This is a genomic window from Bilophila sp. T19-St14 (assembly GCF_059728385.1).
Genome location: NZ_BAAGFT010000001.1, coordinates 1,911,588 through 1,925,930 on the forward strand (window position 1 = coordinate 1,911,588; position 14,343 = coordinate 1,925,930).

Annotated in this window: 12 protein-coding genes; 8 read left to right on the forward strand and 4 right to left on the reverse strand. The window is 55.2% G+C overall.

Going from position 1 to position 14,343, the window contains the following annotated elements; translation table 11 throughout:
- Nucleotides 1-36 precede the first annotated feature (36 nt).
- The gene (htpX, locus tag AC6I1V_RS08180; RefSeq protein ID WP_302552972.1) at nucleotides 37-900 is read left to right on the forward strand and encodes a zinc metalloprotease HtpX; all 864 of its coding nucleotides are present in this window, start codon (nucleotides 37-39) and stop codon (nucleotides 898-900) included.
- Nucleotides 901-1,489: 589 nt separating this feature from the next.
- Here htpX and AC6I1V_RS08185 read toward each other — a convergent pair.
- Nucleotides 1,490-1,750 carry a helix-turn-helix domain-containing protein gene (locus AC6I1V_RS08185; protein WP_337430490.1) on the reverse strand — a complete coding sequence of 87 codons (261 nt, stop codon included), beginning with the start codon at nucleotides 1,748-1,750 and terminating at the stop codon, nucleotides 1,490-1,492.
- A gap of 89 nt (nucleotides 1,751-1,839) precedes the next feature.
- Here AC6I1V_RS08185 and AC6I1V_RS08190 point away from each other — a divergent pair, with 89 nt between their 5' ends.
- From AC6I1V_RS08190 to AC6I1V_RS08210, 5 genes are all read left to right on the forward strand, one after another.
- Complete coding sequence (locus AC6I1V_RS08190; protein WP_497736961.1) at nucleotides 1,840-2,133, forward strand: hypothetical protein; 294 nt, start codon at nucleotides 1,840-1,842, stop codon at nucleotides 2,131-2,133.
- Between the two features lie 339 nt (nucleotides 2,134-2,472).
- Nucleotides 2,473-2,904: a hypothetical protein gene (locus AC6I1V_RS08195; protein ID WP_486854660.1), complete on the forward strand. Its 432-nt coding sequence runs from the start codon at nucleotides 2,473-2,475 to the stop codon at nucleotides 2,902-2,904.
- A 621-nt stretch (nucleotides 2,905-3,525) separates the two neighbouring features.
- Nucleotides 3,526-3,918 carry a DVU_2496 family lipoprotein gene (locus AC6I1V_RS08200; protein WP_302552973.1) on the forward strand — a complete coding sequence of 131 codons (393 nt, stop codon included), beginning with the start codon at nucleotides 3,526-3,528 and terminating at the stop codon, nucleotides 3,916-3,918.
- Nucleotides 3,919-3,995: 77 nt separating this feature from the next.
- The gene (gene era / locus AC6I1V_RS08205) at nucleotides 3,996-4,931 is read left to right on the forward strand and encodes a GTPase Era (RefSeq protein WP_302552974.1); all 936 of its coding nucleotides are present in this window, start codon (nucleotides 3,996-3,998) and stop codon (nucleotides 4,929-4,931) included.
- A gap of 3 nt (nucleotides 4,932-4,934) precedes the next feature.
- Complete coding sequence (locus tag AC6I1V_RS08210; RefSeq protein ID WP_302552975.1) at nucleotides 4,935-5,645, forward strand: YggS family pyridoxal phosphate-dependent enzyme; 711 nt, start codon at nucleotides 4,935-4,937, stop codon at nucleotides 5,643-5,645.
- Between the two features lie 654 nt (nucleotides 5,646-6,299).
- Here AC6I1V_RS08210 and AC6I1V_RS08215 read toward each other — a convergent pair.
- Entirely contained in the window at nucleotides 6,300-6,824 is a 525-nt protein-coding gene (locus AC6I1V_RS08215) for an NUDIX domain-containing protein (RefSeq protein ID WP_302552976.1), read from the reverse strand.
- A gap of 1,031 nt (nucleotides 6,825-7,855) precedes the next feature.
- On the opposite strand from AC6I1V_RS08215, the gene AC6I1V_RS08220 reads away from it, so the two are divergent.
- Nucleotides 7,856-8,562 (forward strand): IS1 family transposase gene (locus AC6I1V_RS08220; protein WP_483986431.1). Its coding sequence is split into 2 segments (ribosomal slippage): nucleotides 7,856-8,180 and nucleotides 8,180-8,562, totalling 708 coding nucleotides; the frame shifts between segments, so codons are not numbered across the junction.
- Between the two features lie 352 nt (nucleotides 8,563-8,914).
- Here AC6I1V_RS08220 and AC6I1V_RS08225 read toward each other — a convergent pair.
- A complete protein-coding gene (locus AC6I1V_RS08225) occupies nucleotides 8,915-10,030 on the reverse strand; it encodes a GAK system CofD-like protein (RefSeq protein ID WP_486854659.1) in 1,116 nt (371 codons plus the stop codon).
- A complete protein-coding gene (locus AC6I1V_RS08230) occupies nucleotides 10,017-11,336 on the reverse strand; it encodes a BPL-N domain-containing protein (RefSeq protein ID WP_302552978.1) in 1,320 nt (439 codons plus the stop codon). The genes AC6I1V_RS08225 and AC6I1V_RS08230 overlap by 14 nt, the downstream gene beginning before the upstream one ends.
- 92 nt (nucleotides 11,337-11,428) lie before the next feature.
- On the opposite strand from AC6I1V_RS08230, the gene AC6I1V_RS08235 reads away from it, so the two are divergent.
- Nucleotides 11,429-14,077 (forward strand): valine--tRNA ligase, encoded by a 2,649-nt coding sequence (locus AC6I1V_RS08235; protein ID WP_486854658.1) that lies wholly within the window; start codon nucleotides 11,429-11,431, stop codon nucleotides 14,075-14,077.
- The last annotated feature ends 266 nt before the right edge of the window (nucleotides 14,078-14,343 follow it).

A 14,343-nucleotide genomic window follows, 5' to 3' on the forward strand; every position in this document is an offset into this window, starting at 1 on the left:
CCGGGATCGGTCGCAACACCAAAGGAGAATACTTACGTGACCAGCCAACTGAAGACATTCATGTTGCTCGCCCTGCTTTCCGGCCTCATCATCGTTCTCGGAGGCGCCCTGGGCGGCAAGACGGGGATCGTTATCGCTTTCGGCCTCGCCCTGATCATGAACGTGGGGAGCTATTGGTATTCCGATAAAATCGTCCTGAGGATGTATCAGGCCCGCGAACTGTCGGAAAGCGAAGCCCCCATGATCTACAGCATGGTGCGCGAGCTGGCCGCCAACGCCCAGATCCCCATGCCGCGCATCGCCGTGGTTCCCGAAGAAGCCCCCAACGCCTTCGCCACGGGCCGCAACCCCGAAAACAGCGTGGTCGCCGTCACGGAGGGCATCCTGCGCCTGCTGTCCCCGGAAGAGCTCAAGGGCGTGCTTGCCCATGAAATCGCACATATCGCCAACCGCGACATCCTGATCCAGACGATCGCCGGGGTCATGGCCTCGACCATCGTGTCCATCGCCAACTTCATGCAGTTCGCCGCCATCTTCGGCATGGGCCGCAGCAGCGAAGACGGCGAAGAAGGCGGCGGCAACCCGCTCATGGCCATCGTGCTCGCCATCCTCGCGCCCATCGCGGCGTCGCTGATCCAGTTCGCCATCTCCCGCTCGCGCGAATACCTCGCCGACGCCAGCGGAGCGCGTTACTGCGGGCAGCCCCTCGCCCTCGCCGCCGCGCTCGGCAAGCTCCAGTCATGGAACCAGCGCATCCCCATGCAGAACGGCAACCCCACCACGGCGGAAATGTTCATCGTCGCCCCCCTCTTCGGCGGCGGCATGGCCAAGCTGTTCAGCACCCACCCCGACATCAACGACCGTATCGCCCGTCTCCGCGAAATGGCGGGCGTCAGATAAAAAACTCCGGCGGGCAGGGGCATTGCCCTTGCCCTTCCGGGGAAATGCGCCTTGCCTGCCCCGCCGGGCCCTGCCTGTGGCTGCTTCCCGCCCGATGCCCCTCAAAGTGAGCCGCTCGAACGGTCATGGTCAATAGAGCCGAGCGCCGCCTACCAAAAGTTGAAAACAGGCCAGTTGCCTGACTCAATATATTTTTACCTTCACATACAAAGCCCCCGTGCTGGATAGGTGCCAAGCATTGCAGAGTACCTAGATAGCCGGGGCTTCTTGCGTCTATTCCTGTTTTTTGAACCTGCCTAACTCATTTCTAACAACTTTTTAGGCTGCTCTTTTCTTTCGGTAATGCCCTTTGCATTGCCTCTAAGAAAGTCCAGAGCCGTTGTTTTCCCTCTTCAAGCCTATCCTATCGTCTTCCAGACGCGCTATCTTCTTTTCAGAAAAGACTTTTTCTTTCTATTTTTTGATAAGACATATTTTTTAAATAATCATATCCCATCTGACGGGATACGCCTGCCAACACAGCGGCTTTTGGCATATTGGCAATAGCCCTCAATACGCCTCCGTGCAAATTTCTGTCTACCAAGTAACATTATTTACTGCCAAGCTCTGCCAAAGGCTTTTCCAGCTCCAGTTCTAGCGCAACTTCCCTAACAAAATCACCTACATCTACACCTAACGCATTTGCCAGCATGATAACTGTGCCGATGCGAGGTTCACTCTTCCCGTGCTCAATTTGGGAAAGATGCTGGACACTCCTACCTGTACGTTTTGCAAGCTGATATTGAGTTATTCCTAGACGTTGCCTAGTACGGACGAGGACTTTACCGAAGGAGCAAGATGTTTTTTCCATCTTGCCATGAGTAATTGAGAATGCTAAAAGGCAGTAGTAAAGTAATAACTTGATAATATAGTAATAACTTTAGTACAAGGAGGCCTGTTATGGCGAAAAGACTCATTTTCATGTTTTTACTAACAATTCTCATAGGTTGTTCTATTAAAAACAAAACTGAGCTATATAGGCCTCATGAGGACTGTATTCAAGAGTTGGAAATAAAAAGGGTTGGAAATAAATTTATTTCCAATTTAGATAATAAAAATATTGATTATATTACTATAGATGAATCTTTCAAACTTACTGAAAATAATTATAAAGATCCGTTTAATAATAAAAGAACATATTATATATTTTCAAACTTAAAAGGAGCCTCTCTAGCAGTTCCTAAACAGTTCTGAATATATAAAGATGCTGCAACTTTTAAGAATTTTCTAAATTCAAAAACAGATAAATTTGGTGAATATTATTTATTATCAAAAAAAGAATATAACACAAAATGGATGGAGCAATATATGTAAAAAAAATACAAAACCGGAGAATTTATACATGCATACTTTGCATACCATGATAATGTTGGATTAGGATGGCATAATATAGTTATTAGCTATATAGAACCATTACCATTAGATTTTAGATTTGAATATTTCAAAAGACAAACTAAAAATAATAAAAAATTTGTAAAATATTTTGAAAATAGAGCATTAAGTAGCTTTAAAATATTACCAAAGGATTAAAATATGAGCAAATATATACTTATTATTACAGTATTACTATTAGTTGGATGCATAAAAGAAAGATATATCGGAGAATATATAAGTACAACATTTCCTACAATAGAATACATTGATAACTCAGGATCAGGAAGATTATCATTAATATCAAATAAAGGAAATAAAAATGGAGGATTTGACATAGAATGCAGCTTGAATAAGATTTCAGGCAATACATATAATATCCATGCAAATGTCACACCTACCTTTAACACGGAGGGCTATTTGCAGGTAACATTTCACCTGATACTACTTAACTCAGGCCAAATTGTCAGAAACATACTCGTACCCGCAACAGTACATACAGGCAGAACAAATATTATTATAAATAAAAATTTTGAAAACGATGTGCAGTTTGATTCATTTACCTTTTTTTATGAAACGAAATACATCTACTGAGTACAGACTGGCAGGATAGGGCCTTGATATCCATATTCTTATACGTTCGCTATCAACTGACGTAATCTGGGGGAATCCTTTGACTTGCCCTATCTGAAAGGAAAAGGTTCCGTACCCGGCACGAACCGGATGCGGAACCTTTTTTATCCCCGGACAATCAGGCACCCCCTTGGCAGCAGGCCGAAAGGGATATGTCCTTTCCTCCGCTCGAACGCCTCTGAACTCCCCTTTTAATGGGCGTGGGCGCCACCTGTTCGGCCTCTCCTCGAAGGGGCGCACAAAAAAAAACAGGGACGCGGCGGAGGGCATTTTTCCCTTCTTCATGGGGGGTTCCCCTTTCCAGCCGCTTCTATCATCCTTGACGCTGGGCGCATATTCCGGTAGCGAAACAGGCCCTTCGGAAGCATTTTCCGGGCGGCGGCCCCGGCGGGAATGATATGCCCCCGTTTAGATGGACAAGTTGAAAAAGCCCTACTAGGCTATCAACTCTCACCTTGGTCTGCCCCCTGTCCACTTGACTGGGGACAGGCCAGAAGCTGCGGGGCCTTCCGGGAGCGATTCCCAAAGCCGTCCGCCATCCATCCTGAATTATGGCTTTTTCGGTGTTCCTTGGAGTAAACGATGCAATATGGGAGCCTTTCGATAGGTCTGGCGCTTGCGGCCTGCCTCGGCATTTCCGGGTGCGGCGAAAAAAGAACCCTTGGCGAGGAACCCGTGCCGGTGCAGCGCTCCGAATGCGACGGCATTTTTGTTCTCGCGCCCGCGTCATATATGCAGTATATTCAGCACAACGAAGCGACGCTGTTGGCTTCGGAAGGCCGCTATGAGGATCTCCCCGTCTTCTGTACGGAAGAAATGGCCCGGATGCTCGAAGAACGGCTGGAGCACGATCATAAACTCCTCCCCGGCCTCTGGCGCGTGTACCGTCTTGAGGGCGTATGGGAAGAGGATGTCGTGGAAGTGCGGCCCGGCGAATGGCGCATGCGGCGCCCGGCCCAGCTCGTCGCGCTTTAGGCATTTTGAGATTTGATGACATCCCGCTCCGAAGCGGAAGTATGAAACCAACATTTTTGCGTTTTTGAGGAGACGATATGGCAACAGCACACCGTTGTGGATGGGTAGCGCTGATGGGGCCGCCCAATGCGGGCAAATCCACCCTTACCAACGCCCTTGTGGGCCAAAAGGTGGCGATCGTCACGGCCAAGCCGCAGACGACGCGCAACCGCATCGTCGGCATCCTGACCCAGAAGGATGCCCAAGTCATTTTTATGGATACGCCCGGCGTGCACGCCCTGCGCGGCCAGACAAGGGGCCAGCTCGGCAAGATCATGGTTCAGTCGGCGTGGCAGAGCTTCGCGGTGGCGAACTGCATCGTGCTCGTCATCGACGGCGATTTGTACCTGCGCAAGCCCGATTTTATGGAGCGCGATCTCGCGCCCCTTATCCAGCCCCTGTCCGAAGAGGAACGCCCCGTCATCGTTGTGGTGAACAAGGTCGACCTGTTCCATGACAAGTCGCGCATGCTGCCCCTGCTGGAGTCCGTGGCCCAAATGTTCCCGAAGGCGGAGATCTTCCCGGCGTCGGCCCTGCGCCGCAACGGTATGGAACAGCTCCTTGAGCTCATCCGCTCCCACCTGCCCGAAGGCGAAGCGCAGTTCCCCGAAGATCAGCTTTCCACGGCTCCCATGAAGTTCATGGCCGCCGAGATCATCCGCGAGAAACTTTTTGAAAAGCTGTATCAGGAAGTCCCCTACTCCGTCGCCGTGGACGTTGAAGTATGGGACGAAGAAGACGACCGCGTGCTCATCCACGCCGCAATCTACGTAGCGAAGCCTTCGCATAAGGCCATGGTCATCGGCCGGGCCGGGGAAGGCATCAAGGCCATCGGCACGGCCGCCCGCAAGGAAATCCGGGATCTGGTCGATAAAAAGGTTCACCTCGAACTCTGGGTCAAGGTTCGTGAGGACTGGGTCGATGACCCGCAGTTCCTGCACAGCCTCGGCTTTGGAGCTGAAGCGGAGTACTAGCCCATGAATCCGTCAGAAACAGCAGCGCTTGGGGAACGCCTCGAAGCCGTGCGCGAGCGCCTCGCCGGGGCCGCCCGCATCGCGGGGCGCAAGCCGGAAGATGTACGTCTCATTGCCGTGTCAAAGCTCCATCCTGTGGAGGCCATCCTCGCGGCATACGGGTTCGGACAACGGGTTTTTGGCGAAAATTACGTGCAGGAAGCGCTTGCCAAGCAGGAAGCCCTTCCCGATCTTGATGTGGAGTGGCATTGCATCGGCCATGTCCAGACCAACAAGGCCAAGGACGTCACCGGGCGTTTCGCGCTCATCCACACGGTGGACAACTTGAAGTTTGCCGAAACGCTGGCCCGCCGCCTGCCTGAGGACATTCCGGTACAGCGCGTGCTCCTTCAGGTCAACATCGGCAACGAGCCGCAGAAGGCCGGCGTCGACGAGCACGATCTGCCCGCCCTTGCCGAAGCCGTCCTTGCGCTTCCGCGCCTTGAAGTGCGCGGCCTGATGTGTCTGCCCCCGTTCTTTGACGACGGCGAAGCCGCCCGGCCCTATTTCGCCCGGCTCCGCGAGCTGCGCGACGCCCTTGAAGCCCGCCTCGGCATCAAGCTGCCTGAGCTTTCTATGGGCATGTCCGGCGACTGCGTGCAGGCCGTCGAGGAAGGCGCGACCCTCGTCCGCGTCGGGACAGACATTTTTGGCCCCCGGCCTGTGAAGGCGTAGAAGAGAGAGAGAGAGAGAGAGAGAGAGAGAAGATTTGGAGGGGGAAGGGGAAACTTTCTAAAGAAAGTTTCCCCTTCCCCCTCCAAGCCTCCCCTATCCTCTTCAAAGACTTTCGACTGGTGGGGAGGTTACGCGGCGGGAGTCCGTTCCGGCGTAGGACTTGTTAAGGTTGCAAGGCTCAAAGTACATAATGTTACGTAGGTTGTCTCGTTATTTAACATGTAATTATTTGAAATTATTTAAAATACTCTTTGGGCTTAAAAGTGGTTAAATAGTTTCAATGGATTATATCTAATTGAAGACACAACCTAAAAGCCCTGAACATTTTTGTTCAGGGCTGTTTATTTGTGGCTGTGCCATAGAAAACGGTTGATGTTTTTTTCCTTGAAGTTCCAAAGAAATAATCAGCAAAATGCCTTAGCCTTGGATTCAGCCAAGGGAAAAACCGGAAAAAAGGCCGTATTTTCACTGTACTGTGAAGATAAAACAGCCACATGCTATGACAGGGCCTTATTTTTCAATAGGAATAGCCGCCAAGAGGGATTCGATAAATGCAAAAGTCTTGGGAAGGAGAGAGGTGGGGTTTTAGGAGGGGGGAGGGAACCTTTCTGGAGAAAGGTTCCCTCTCCCCTCCCCAATGCTTTCCTTTCCCTCTTACCAAGGCGTCGTGAGCCCGGCGGCGTGGCGCCCGCCGTACAGGACGCCCTTGAAATCGGCGAGTATCTGGGCGTGGTCGAAAACAAGGGCAGGCAAGGCTTCCATCGAGTAGAAGGCAACCTTCGCGGCATCATCACCGGCACGGAGCTGATCAGGGTTCAGGGGTTCGGCGATGAACACGATGGAAATGGTATGCTGACGCGGATCGCGGTCGGGCGCGGAATACACGCCGAGCAGCCCGGTCAACTTTACACGCAGATTGGTTTCCTCAAAGGCTTCACGGACGGCGGCTTGCTCGGCGGACTCGCCCAGATCGATGAAGCCGCCCGGCAAGGCGTTGCCGTAGGGGGGATTCTTGCGATCCACCAGCACAAGGCCACGCTCGCGCTCATAAATCACGATATCCACGGTCGGCTTGGGATTCAGATATTTCTCAACAATCGCACCGCATTTCGGACAGGTCAATTCAGTCTTCATCGTCAGTCCCTTGAGTAAAATGAAGGGGATGTTCCCCGTACGCATAGAGGGGAATCCCCCCATTTATCGCCCGCAAACGTTCTTTCTTCCCAAAAGTAGCCGGAAAGCGCAACAGTCTTTTTCGGATTCTGCGCTGTTCTTCAATTATTCCACGGTGAAACAGATTACTTCAGTTCATTTCCTGATAAGAACATTCCCCTCCTGAATGATGCTGCATAGTTTCCCTAATGAAAGGTATAGTTATTCAACATACTGAATATACAATATTTTTGCAAAAATCTGCCATAGAATGTGATTGTTTCATATCTACAGCATAGTGAAAATACGGTGTTTTTATCCCATTTTTCCTTTGAAGGGAGCTGCGGCTAATATGTTTTAGGCTGTACCATAGAAAAGTGTTGATACTTTTTCCTTGAAGTTCCAAAGAAATAACCAGCAAAATGCCTTGACTATGGATTCCGCCAAGGGGGAAAACGGATACAAAGGCTATATCTTCATCGCGTTGCGGAGATGAAACAACCGCATACTATGACAGAGCCATATTTTATTCCTTATCTAATTGAAATATAAAAGAATACAATTTATTTCCGAACACGGCCTTTTACAACCTTTTTATGACCCTATCATCATATTTGATTGATGCCATGTTACAGCAGTGACTTCATTGGGCTTTTTGAAGGTATTTGCTGGCGGGCCCAAAGTAAAAAGAGCCTTCCTCAGTACCTATTGTGGATTGCCTGAAATAAAATATCAACTTTTGCTATGGCTGCACCATAGAAAAGGATTGACGCTTTTTTCCTTGAAGTTCTAAAGAAATAACCAATAAATGCCTTAGACATGAATTCCGCCAAGGAAAAAGCTGAAAAAAGTCCGTATTTTCACTGTATTGTAGATATAAAACAACCACATATATGACAGAGCCTTTGCTGCGGGCCTTTTTATTGGCTAGCCCTTGTCTGAGGCATTTCATTGATTCTTTGCTTGGAAGACTGCTCCATAAAAAATGGTTGATGCTTCCTTTCTTGAGGGTGTTGATAAACTAATGACTTCGCGACATTTATGTGCGATAAGATTACATGAACGAAAAACCGCCATGCCCTAAATGTCAATCAATAGAAGTCGTCAAGAATGGAAAAGTTCAAGGAAAACAAAGATATAAGTGCAAGTCATGTTCTTTGCAGTTTACCAGGCTAACTCCTCGCGGTCGGCCTGCACAAGAAAAGGCCATGGCAGTAACCTTGTACACGCTCGGGCTTTCCATACGGGCTATAGCCAGGCTCATTGGGGTTTCTCCGACTGCTGTTTTGAAGTGGATAAAGACATTCGCCAAAACACACTATGAAAAACCTGCGCCCGGTGATGCCATCATTGTTGAACTCGACGAAATGTGGCATTATCTAGGGTCAAAAAAAACAAGCTATGGATCTGGAAAGCTTATCGTAGAGAAACTGGAGAGCTTATTGACTGGGAATGTGGAGGAAGGGATAAGGGTACGCTATCGAAATTGATGGAACGTCTTTCAAGGTGGAAAGTTGAGCTGTTCTGCACGGATAACTGGGGAGTATATCCTGAAGTGATAGTTGCCGATAAACTCTATCAGAGCAAATCACAAACGGTGTACCTTGAGCAGAACAACGGAAGACAGAGACATTGGTTTGCGCGTTTCAGGAGGAAATCAATAGTCGTATCTAAAACTCTTGAAATGGTAGACCTGACAATGGCACTTTTTGCCAGATTCCATGTCAATGGAAGCTGGAAAGATATTGCGTCATTATTTAGTTGACACCCTCCCTTTCTTGAAATTCCAAAGGAATAACCCAATAAAATACCTCAGACATAGAGTCCTTCAATGAAAAACTGGAGAAGAAAACTGTATTTTCATCATACTGTGGTGATAAAACGCCACATCCTATATGACAGGGACGCTTGGAATTTCAGGCAATAACACACCAATTGTTCGGCCAACATCTGTTAAGAAAAATATCCTGCGGTAAACCCCGCCCTTTTCCAAAGGGAACGCCCATGAAGCTCCCACACCCCATTACGAAAGTCTTTGGAGAGGGAGGGATGGGGTTTGGGGAAGGGAGGGGGAAGCCTTTCTCCAGAAAGGTTCCCCCTCCCTTCCCCAATCCTCCCTACGTCCACTCACCCAAAAGCTCGCGGCACAGCAACCCCGCGTCGAGGTAAGGGGGCTCGGAAACAAGATGCGCCTTGCGGACGCGGACGCCGAGCCGGGCAAGCCACTCGTAGGGGATGCCGCCGGGATAGCGGGACTCGTCCTCGTCCACCAGAAGCCAGTTGAGCGCCTGCCCCGCCAGGCAGCCGTCGGCCCCGAAACGCAGCAGATACGCCACCTGATCCTGCACCGTGAGCCCGAAAAGCTCCGGGTCGGTGCCGAGATTGGGAATGAATACTTTGGGGCAGGCGGCCTCGCGGACGGCGCAGCTTACGCCGAGGGGAAGCAGGTTCGCCATCACGGAAGAGAAGAAGCTGCCCACGGGATAGCAGATAAGATCCGCAGCCCGGATGACGTGGGCAAGGCGCGGCTGGATGGGCACGGAAACGGGGGAAGGATCATCCAGCGAGGCTGAAAGCCACATATCCCGTATGGGTGAGGTGACGGCGGTCGCGGTCTTGCCGGTGAAACGGTGCTGCCCCACGATGACCTCGCCGTTTTCAAGCTGCACGCACAGGTGGGCGCAGGAATCCGATACGGGCATAACCACGCCCCGCGCCTGCACCATGCCGGAAAACACCCGCACCACGGGCTCAAGCTGGCGATCGAGGGAAAGATAGCCGGAAGTCAGGATCAGGTTGCCGATGCTCGCCCCGGCAAGATCCATATCGGCGGGCATCAACGCCCGAAAAGCCGAAAGGTGCTGCGTAACGACCTCGTTCATGGGCTCTGGAATCGCAGCCACCAGCGGGTGCGCGCCGGATGCGAGAGAGGCCAGCTCGCGGTGCAGGGCTTCCGGCCCGGCATCCTTGGGCAAGCGGCAGCCGAGCAGCTCCACGATCTCAGGATTGCCTTCAAGGGAACGATCGGCCAGCGCCATGATCCGGGCCCGGATGTCCCCCACGGCGGGCATGTCGAATATGCGGCGCAGTTCGGCGGAACTGCCCCCGGAATCAAAGGTGGTGATGACGTGGACGGCGTTGCGGGTATGCCGGGAGAGTTCCGCCGCCACCGGAGCCAGCGCCGTGCCGCCGCTGAAAAACAGGATGCGCGATCCTTCGTCAGGCGGAACCATCGCACCCTCCGGGCCTTCCCAAACTCAAGAACAGCAATGCGTCGACCATATCCATCAGTTCCTTGTAAAGGCCCCCGCCCTGCATGGCGGAACCGAACAGCGTCAGGCGCTGCCCGGCGAGAATCTTGCGCGGCACTTCTTCCGGCATGATCGTGGCGAGGCGCAACCCAAGCAGGAGTCCCTCGACGCCCTGCCGGAACAGGGAAAACATTTCGCCGAACCGGACGCGCTGCGAGGCCCAAAGCCTTTCGGCCTCGGCGGACGGGGCCACGCCCGTAAGCACGCACAGCCCCATGAACAGCGTGTTGAGGCCCGACCCCGGAACGCCGGAACGCCACCCCGTCAGCCACGGTGCGCGCTCAAACAGCAGGTTGTGGGCGATGCCGAGCCGGATCAGCTCGCCCATGCCGCGCCGGGCTTCGAGCAGATCGGGATCATGCCACAATACGGGCATTTCGCCGGGACGCCACGCCGGGACGGTATCCGCCCTCGGCTCGAACCCCGTCAGCGTGCGCAGGATGTGCGCAAACCAGCGGTTCGCGTCCGGCGATCCGGGCGTCTCCAGATGGCTGTAGCTGAGCGTATAGCTCCCCTCGCCGTATCGCCCGTGCAGGGCGCAGGGCTGCCCGTTGAGGAACCCCGGCGCCAGCGCGACGCCGTACAGCTCGATCCATTGTTCGAGCACGGCGGGGGACAGCGAGGAAAGGGGCAAATCAGCCACGCACAGATCCGGCGGGCAGGTGCGGGGATCGGAGCCCGCATACCGGGCCAGCACGTCCACGCCGTCGCCGGGGCCGCCGGAGGACGCCGCAAAGCGCCCCGGCCACCAGATGGGAATGGCCGGTTCGGAACCGGGGGGGACGGGATCGGAAAAACATTCCGGGACAAGCGGATGCCCGCCCTGAAAACGGACGCGGACATGCCCGGAAACGAAGTGCTGCACGCGCTCGCCGATTTCGGCGCGGTGCCACGGGCAGAGTTGCAGGCCGGTGCCGATTTCGGCGGTGCGCACGGGATCGGCGGCATCGGAAAGGCCAAGCCCGGCCCCGCCGCAGAAGCCCACGTAGCGCCCTCCGCCGCGCACCCATGCGCGGACGGCCTCCCGCCCTTTTTCCCCCAATGCGGCAGACTTGTGCCGGGCCGTTCCGCCGGGTACAAGCAGAAGAGACGTCTTGTCAGAAAGCGCGCCCTGAGCTATCTCTTTCGCTTTGACCAGACGGTACGGAAGCCCGAACGCTTCGGCGGCCCGCCACACGAGCAGGCCCCAAAGCTGTGAAGCATCCCAAAATATGGCTATGTCAGTCATGGTCCCTTCTGCATAGAACAACCGGGCGCCGTTGACAACACCCGCCCTCCCTCGCTGACACGAGCCTTTGAACCCTTTCATCGGAGCAGGCAATGTCCGAAAACGCGCTACCCAAGGGCTACGAGCCCCATGCCGTGGAAGACCACTGGCGTGAGTATTGGGAAAAGAACAAGACCTTCACTCCCGACCCCGACGGCCCGGGCGAACCTTTCTCCATTGTCATCCCTCCGCCAAACGTCACGGGCGCGCTGCACATCGGCCACGCCCTGAACCACACGCTCATCGACGTGCTCTGCCGCCACGCCCGCCAGAAAGGGAAAAAGGTGCTCTGGCTGCCCGGCACCGACCACGCGGGCATCGCCACCCAGAACGTGGTGGAACGCGCCCTCGCCAAGGAAGGCAAGAGCCGCCACGACCTCGGCCGCGAAGCCTTCGTCGAGCGCGTATGGCAGTGGAAAGAGGACTACGGCAACCGTATCCTCAACCAGATCCGTATGCTCGGCGACTCCGTGGACTGGACGCGCGAACGCTTCACCATGGACGAGGGCCTTTCCAAGGCCGTCCGCAAGGTGTTCGTGGAGCTGTACAAGGAAGGGTACATCTACAAGGGCAAGTACATCATCAACTGGTGCAGCCGCTGCCATACCGCCCTTGCCGACGACGAAGTGGATCACATGCCCGAAAAGGGCCACCTGTACCACGTCCGCTACGACTTCGAGGACGGATCCGGCTCGGTGATCATCGCCACGACCCGCCCCGAAACCATCATGGCGGACACCGGCGTGTGCGTCCATCCTGAGGATGAGCGCTATGCCGGGCTCGTGGGCAAAAAAATCATCGTGCCCATCGTAGGCCGCGCCGTGCCGCTGTTCGCGGATCGTTATGTGGACAAGGAATTCGGCACCGGCGCCCTGAAGGTCACCCCCTGCCACGACCCCAACGACTGGACGCTCGGCGAACGCCACGGCCTCGAATTCATCCAGTGCATCGACGAGGACGGCAACATGACCGCCGAGGCCGGGCCGTATGCGGGCCTGTCCAAGGAAGAGTGCCGCAAGCGCATCGTCGAGGATTTGCAGGCTTCCGGCCAGCTCGTGAAGATCGAGGATCTCGATCACAGCGTGGGGCACTGCTACCGCTGCAAGACCGTGGTCGAGCCGCATATGTCCGAACAGTGGTTCGTGGCTTCCACGAAGCTCGCGCCCCGCGCCCGCGCCGCCGTGCCGGAAATGACCCAGATCTTCCCTGAAAACTGGATGAAGACCTATTACAACTGGCTCGACAACATCCGCGACTGGTGCATCAGCCGACAGATCTGGTGGGGCCACCGCATCCCGGCATGGACTTGCGCCCAGTGCGGCAAGCTCATCGTCTCCGAGGAAGATCCCGCGTCCTGCCCCGATTGCGGCTGCACGGAGCTGGTGCAGGAATCCGACGTGCTCGACACGTGGTTCTCGTCCGCCCTGTGGCCCTTCAGCACCATGGGCTGGCCGGACAAGACCAAGGATCTCGCCACGTTCTACCCCACCTCCGTGCTCGTCACCGGCTTCGACATCCTGTTCTTCTGGGTGGCCCGCATGATGATGATGGGCCTGCACTTCATGGATCAGGTGCCCTTCAAGCACGTCTACCTGCACGCCCTCGTGCGCGACGCGCAGGGCCGCAAGATGTCCAAATCCACCGGCAACGTCATCGACCCGCTGGTGATGATCGAGAAGTACGGCACCGACGCCCTGCGCTTCACCCTGACGGCCTTCGCCGCCATGGGCCGCGACATCCGCCTTTCGGAAGAGCGCATCGAAGGCTACCGCCATTTCGTCAACAAGCTGTGGAACGCCTCCCGGTTCGCGCTCATGAACCTGCCCGAAGACGTGCCCGCCGCCGTGGATCTCGGCAAGGTGCAGGGGCTGCACCACCAGTGGCTGCTCCACCGCCTCGAAGAGGTCAAGAAGGATGTGGACGACGCCATCGAAGCCTACCGCTTCAACGACGCCGCCCAGACCCTCTACAAGTTCCTCTGGAACGAGTTCTGCGACTGGTATCTGGAGCTCATCAAGCCGGACATGAAGGAAGAAGGGCCCCGCAGGGCGGAAGCCCAGTATGTGCTGTGGACGGCCCTGCGCGAGTTCCTCATCCTCATGCACCCGATCATGCCCTTCGTGACCGCCGAAATCTGGCAGGCCCTGCCCGGCGGGGCCGGTTCCGACGTAGCGGTGCAGCTCTTGCCCGAAGCGCGCCCCGGCTGCCTCAAGCCCGAAGCCGCCGCCCGCATGGAATTCGTGCAGGAAGCCATCGGCATGATCCGCACGATCCGCGCCGAGCTGAACATTGCGCCGTCCTACAGGCTGACCGTGCTGCTCCGCCCGTCCGACGCCCACCAGAAGGAGGTCCTTGAGGCGAACCGTGAAGTCATCGTGACGCTGGCCCGGCTCGGCGAGCTCATCATCGACGCCGACGGCGAAGCGCCCAAGGCTTCCGCGAGCCATGTCGCGCAGGGCTGCGAGGTCATCGTGCATTTGTCCGGCGCTGTGGACTTCGCCGCCGAGCTGGCCCGCCTTGAAAAGGAACTGGGCAAGATCGACAAGGAGCTGGGCGGCCTCAACCAGAAGCTCGCCAACGAAGGCTTCGTCAGCCGCGCGCCCGCCGAAATCGTCGAGCGCGAGCGCGCCCGCGTCGCCGAGCTCACCGACGCCCGCGTGAAGCTCACCGCCCTCCAGCAGCGCTTCCGCGATGTCATGTAATCCCGGTTGAAGATTGGGGAGGGGAGAGGGAACCTTTCTGGAGAAAGGCTTCCCTCTCCCCTCCCCAAACCCCACCCCTCTCCCTCCCAAGACTTTCGTAACGGGCCTCAGCCCGTCTTTGTGCGGCGTAACGGGCCCGTCCGGTATATGCCCTTTGTATGGGAAAATCCGTTTGAGCGGCGTCACGCCTTGCCCCTACTGCCTTTTCAAACCCATGTCCCAAAGGCGGGCCCCCCTGCAAACGGGAATGCCGGGGACAAGGATTC

Coding starts and splice junctions, on each gene's coding strand:
- AC6I1V_RS08225 (WP_486854659.1), bottom strand. CDS start 10,030: ATGGTTCCGCCTGACGAAGGATCGCGCATCCTGTTTTTCAGCGGCGGC.
- AC6I1V_RS08200 (WP_302552973.1), top strand. CDS start 3,526: ATGCAATATGGGAGCCTTTCGATAGGTCTGGCGCTTGCGGCCTGCCTC.
- AC6I1V_RS08210 (WP_302552975.1), top strand. CDS start 4,935: ATGAATCCGTCAGAAACAGCAGCGCTTGGGGAACGCCTCGAAGCCGTG.
- AC6I1V_RS08195 (WP_486854660.1), top strand. CDS start 2,473: ATGAGCAAATATATACTTATTATTACAGTATTACTATTAGTTGGATGC.
- AC6I1V_RS08185 (WP_337430490.1), bottom strand. CDS start 1,750: ATGGAAAAAACATCTTGCTCCTTCGGTAAAGTCCTCGTCCGTACTAGG.
- AC6I1V_RS08190 (WP_497736961.1), top strand. CDS start 1,840: ATGGCGAAAAGACTCATTTTCATGTTTTTACTAACAATTCTCATAGGT.
- AC6I1V_RS08215 (WP_302552976.1), bottom strand. CDS start 6,824: ATGCGTACGGGGAACATCCCCTTCATTTTACTCAAGGGACTGACGATG.
- AC6I1V_RS08235 (WP_486854658.1), top strand. CDS start 11,429: ATGTCCGAAAACGCGCTACCCAAGGGCTACGAGCCCCATGCCGTGGAA.
- AC6I1V_RS08230 (WP_302552978.1), bottom strand. CDS start 11,336: ATGACTGACATAGCCATATTTTGGGATGCTTCACAGCTTTGGGGCCTG.
- era (WP_302552974.1), top strand. CDS start 3,996: ATGGCAACAGCACACCGTTGTGGATGGGTAGCGCTGATGGGGCCGCCC.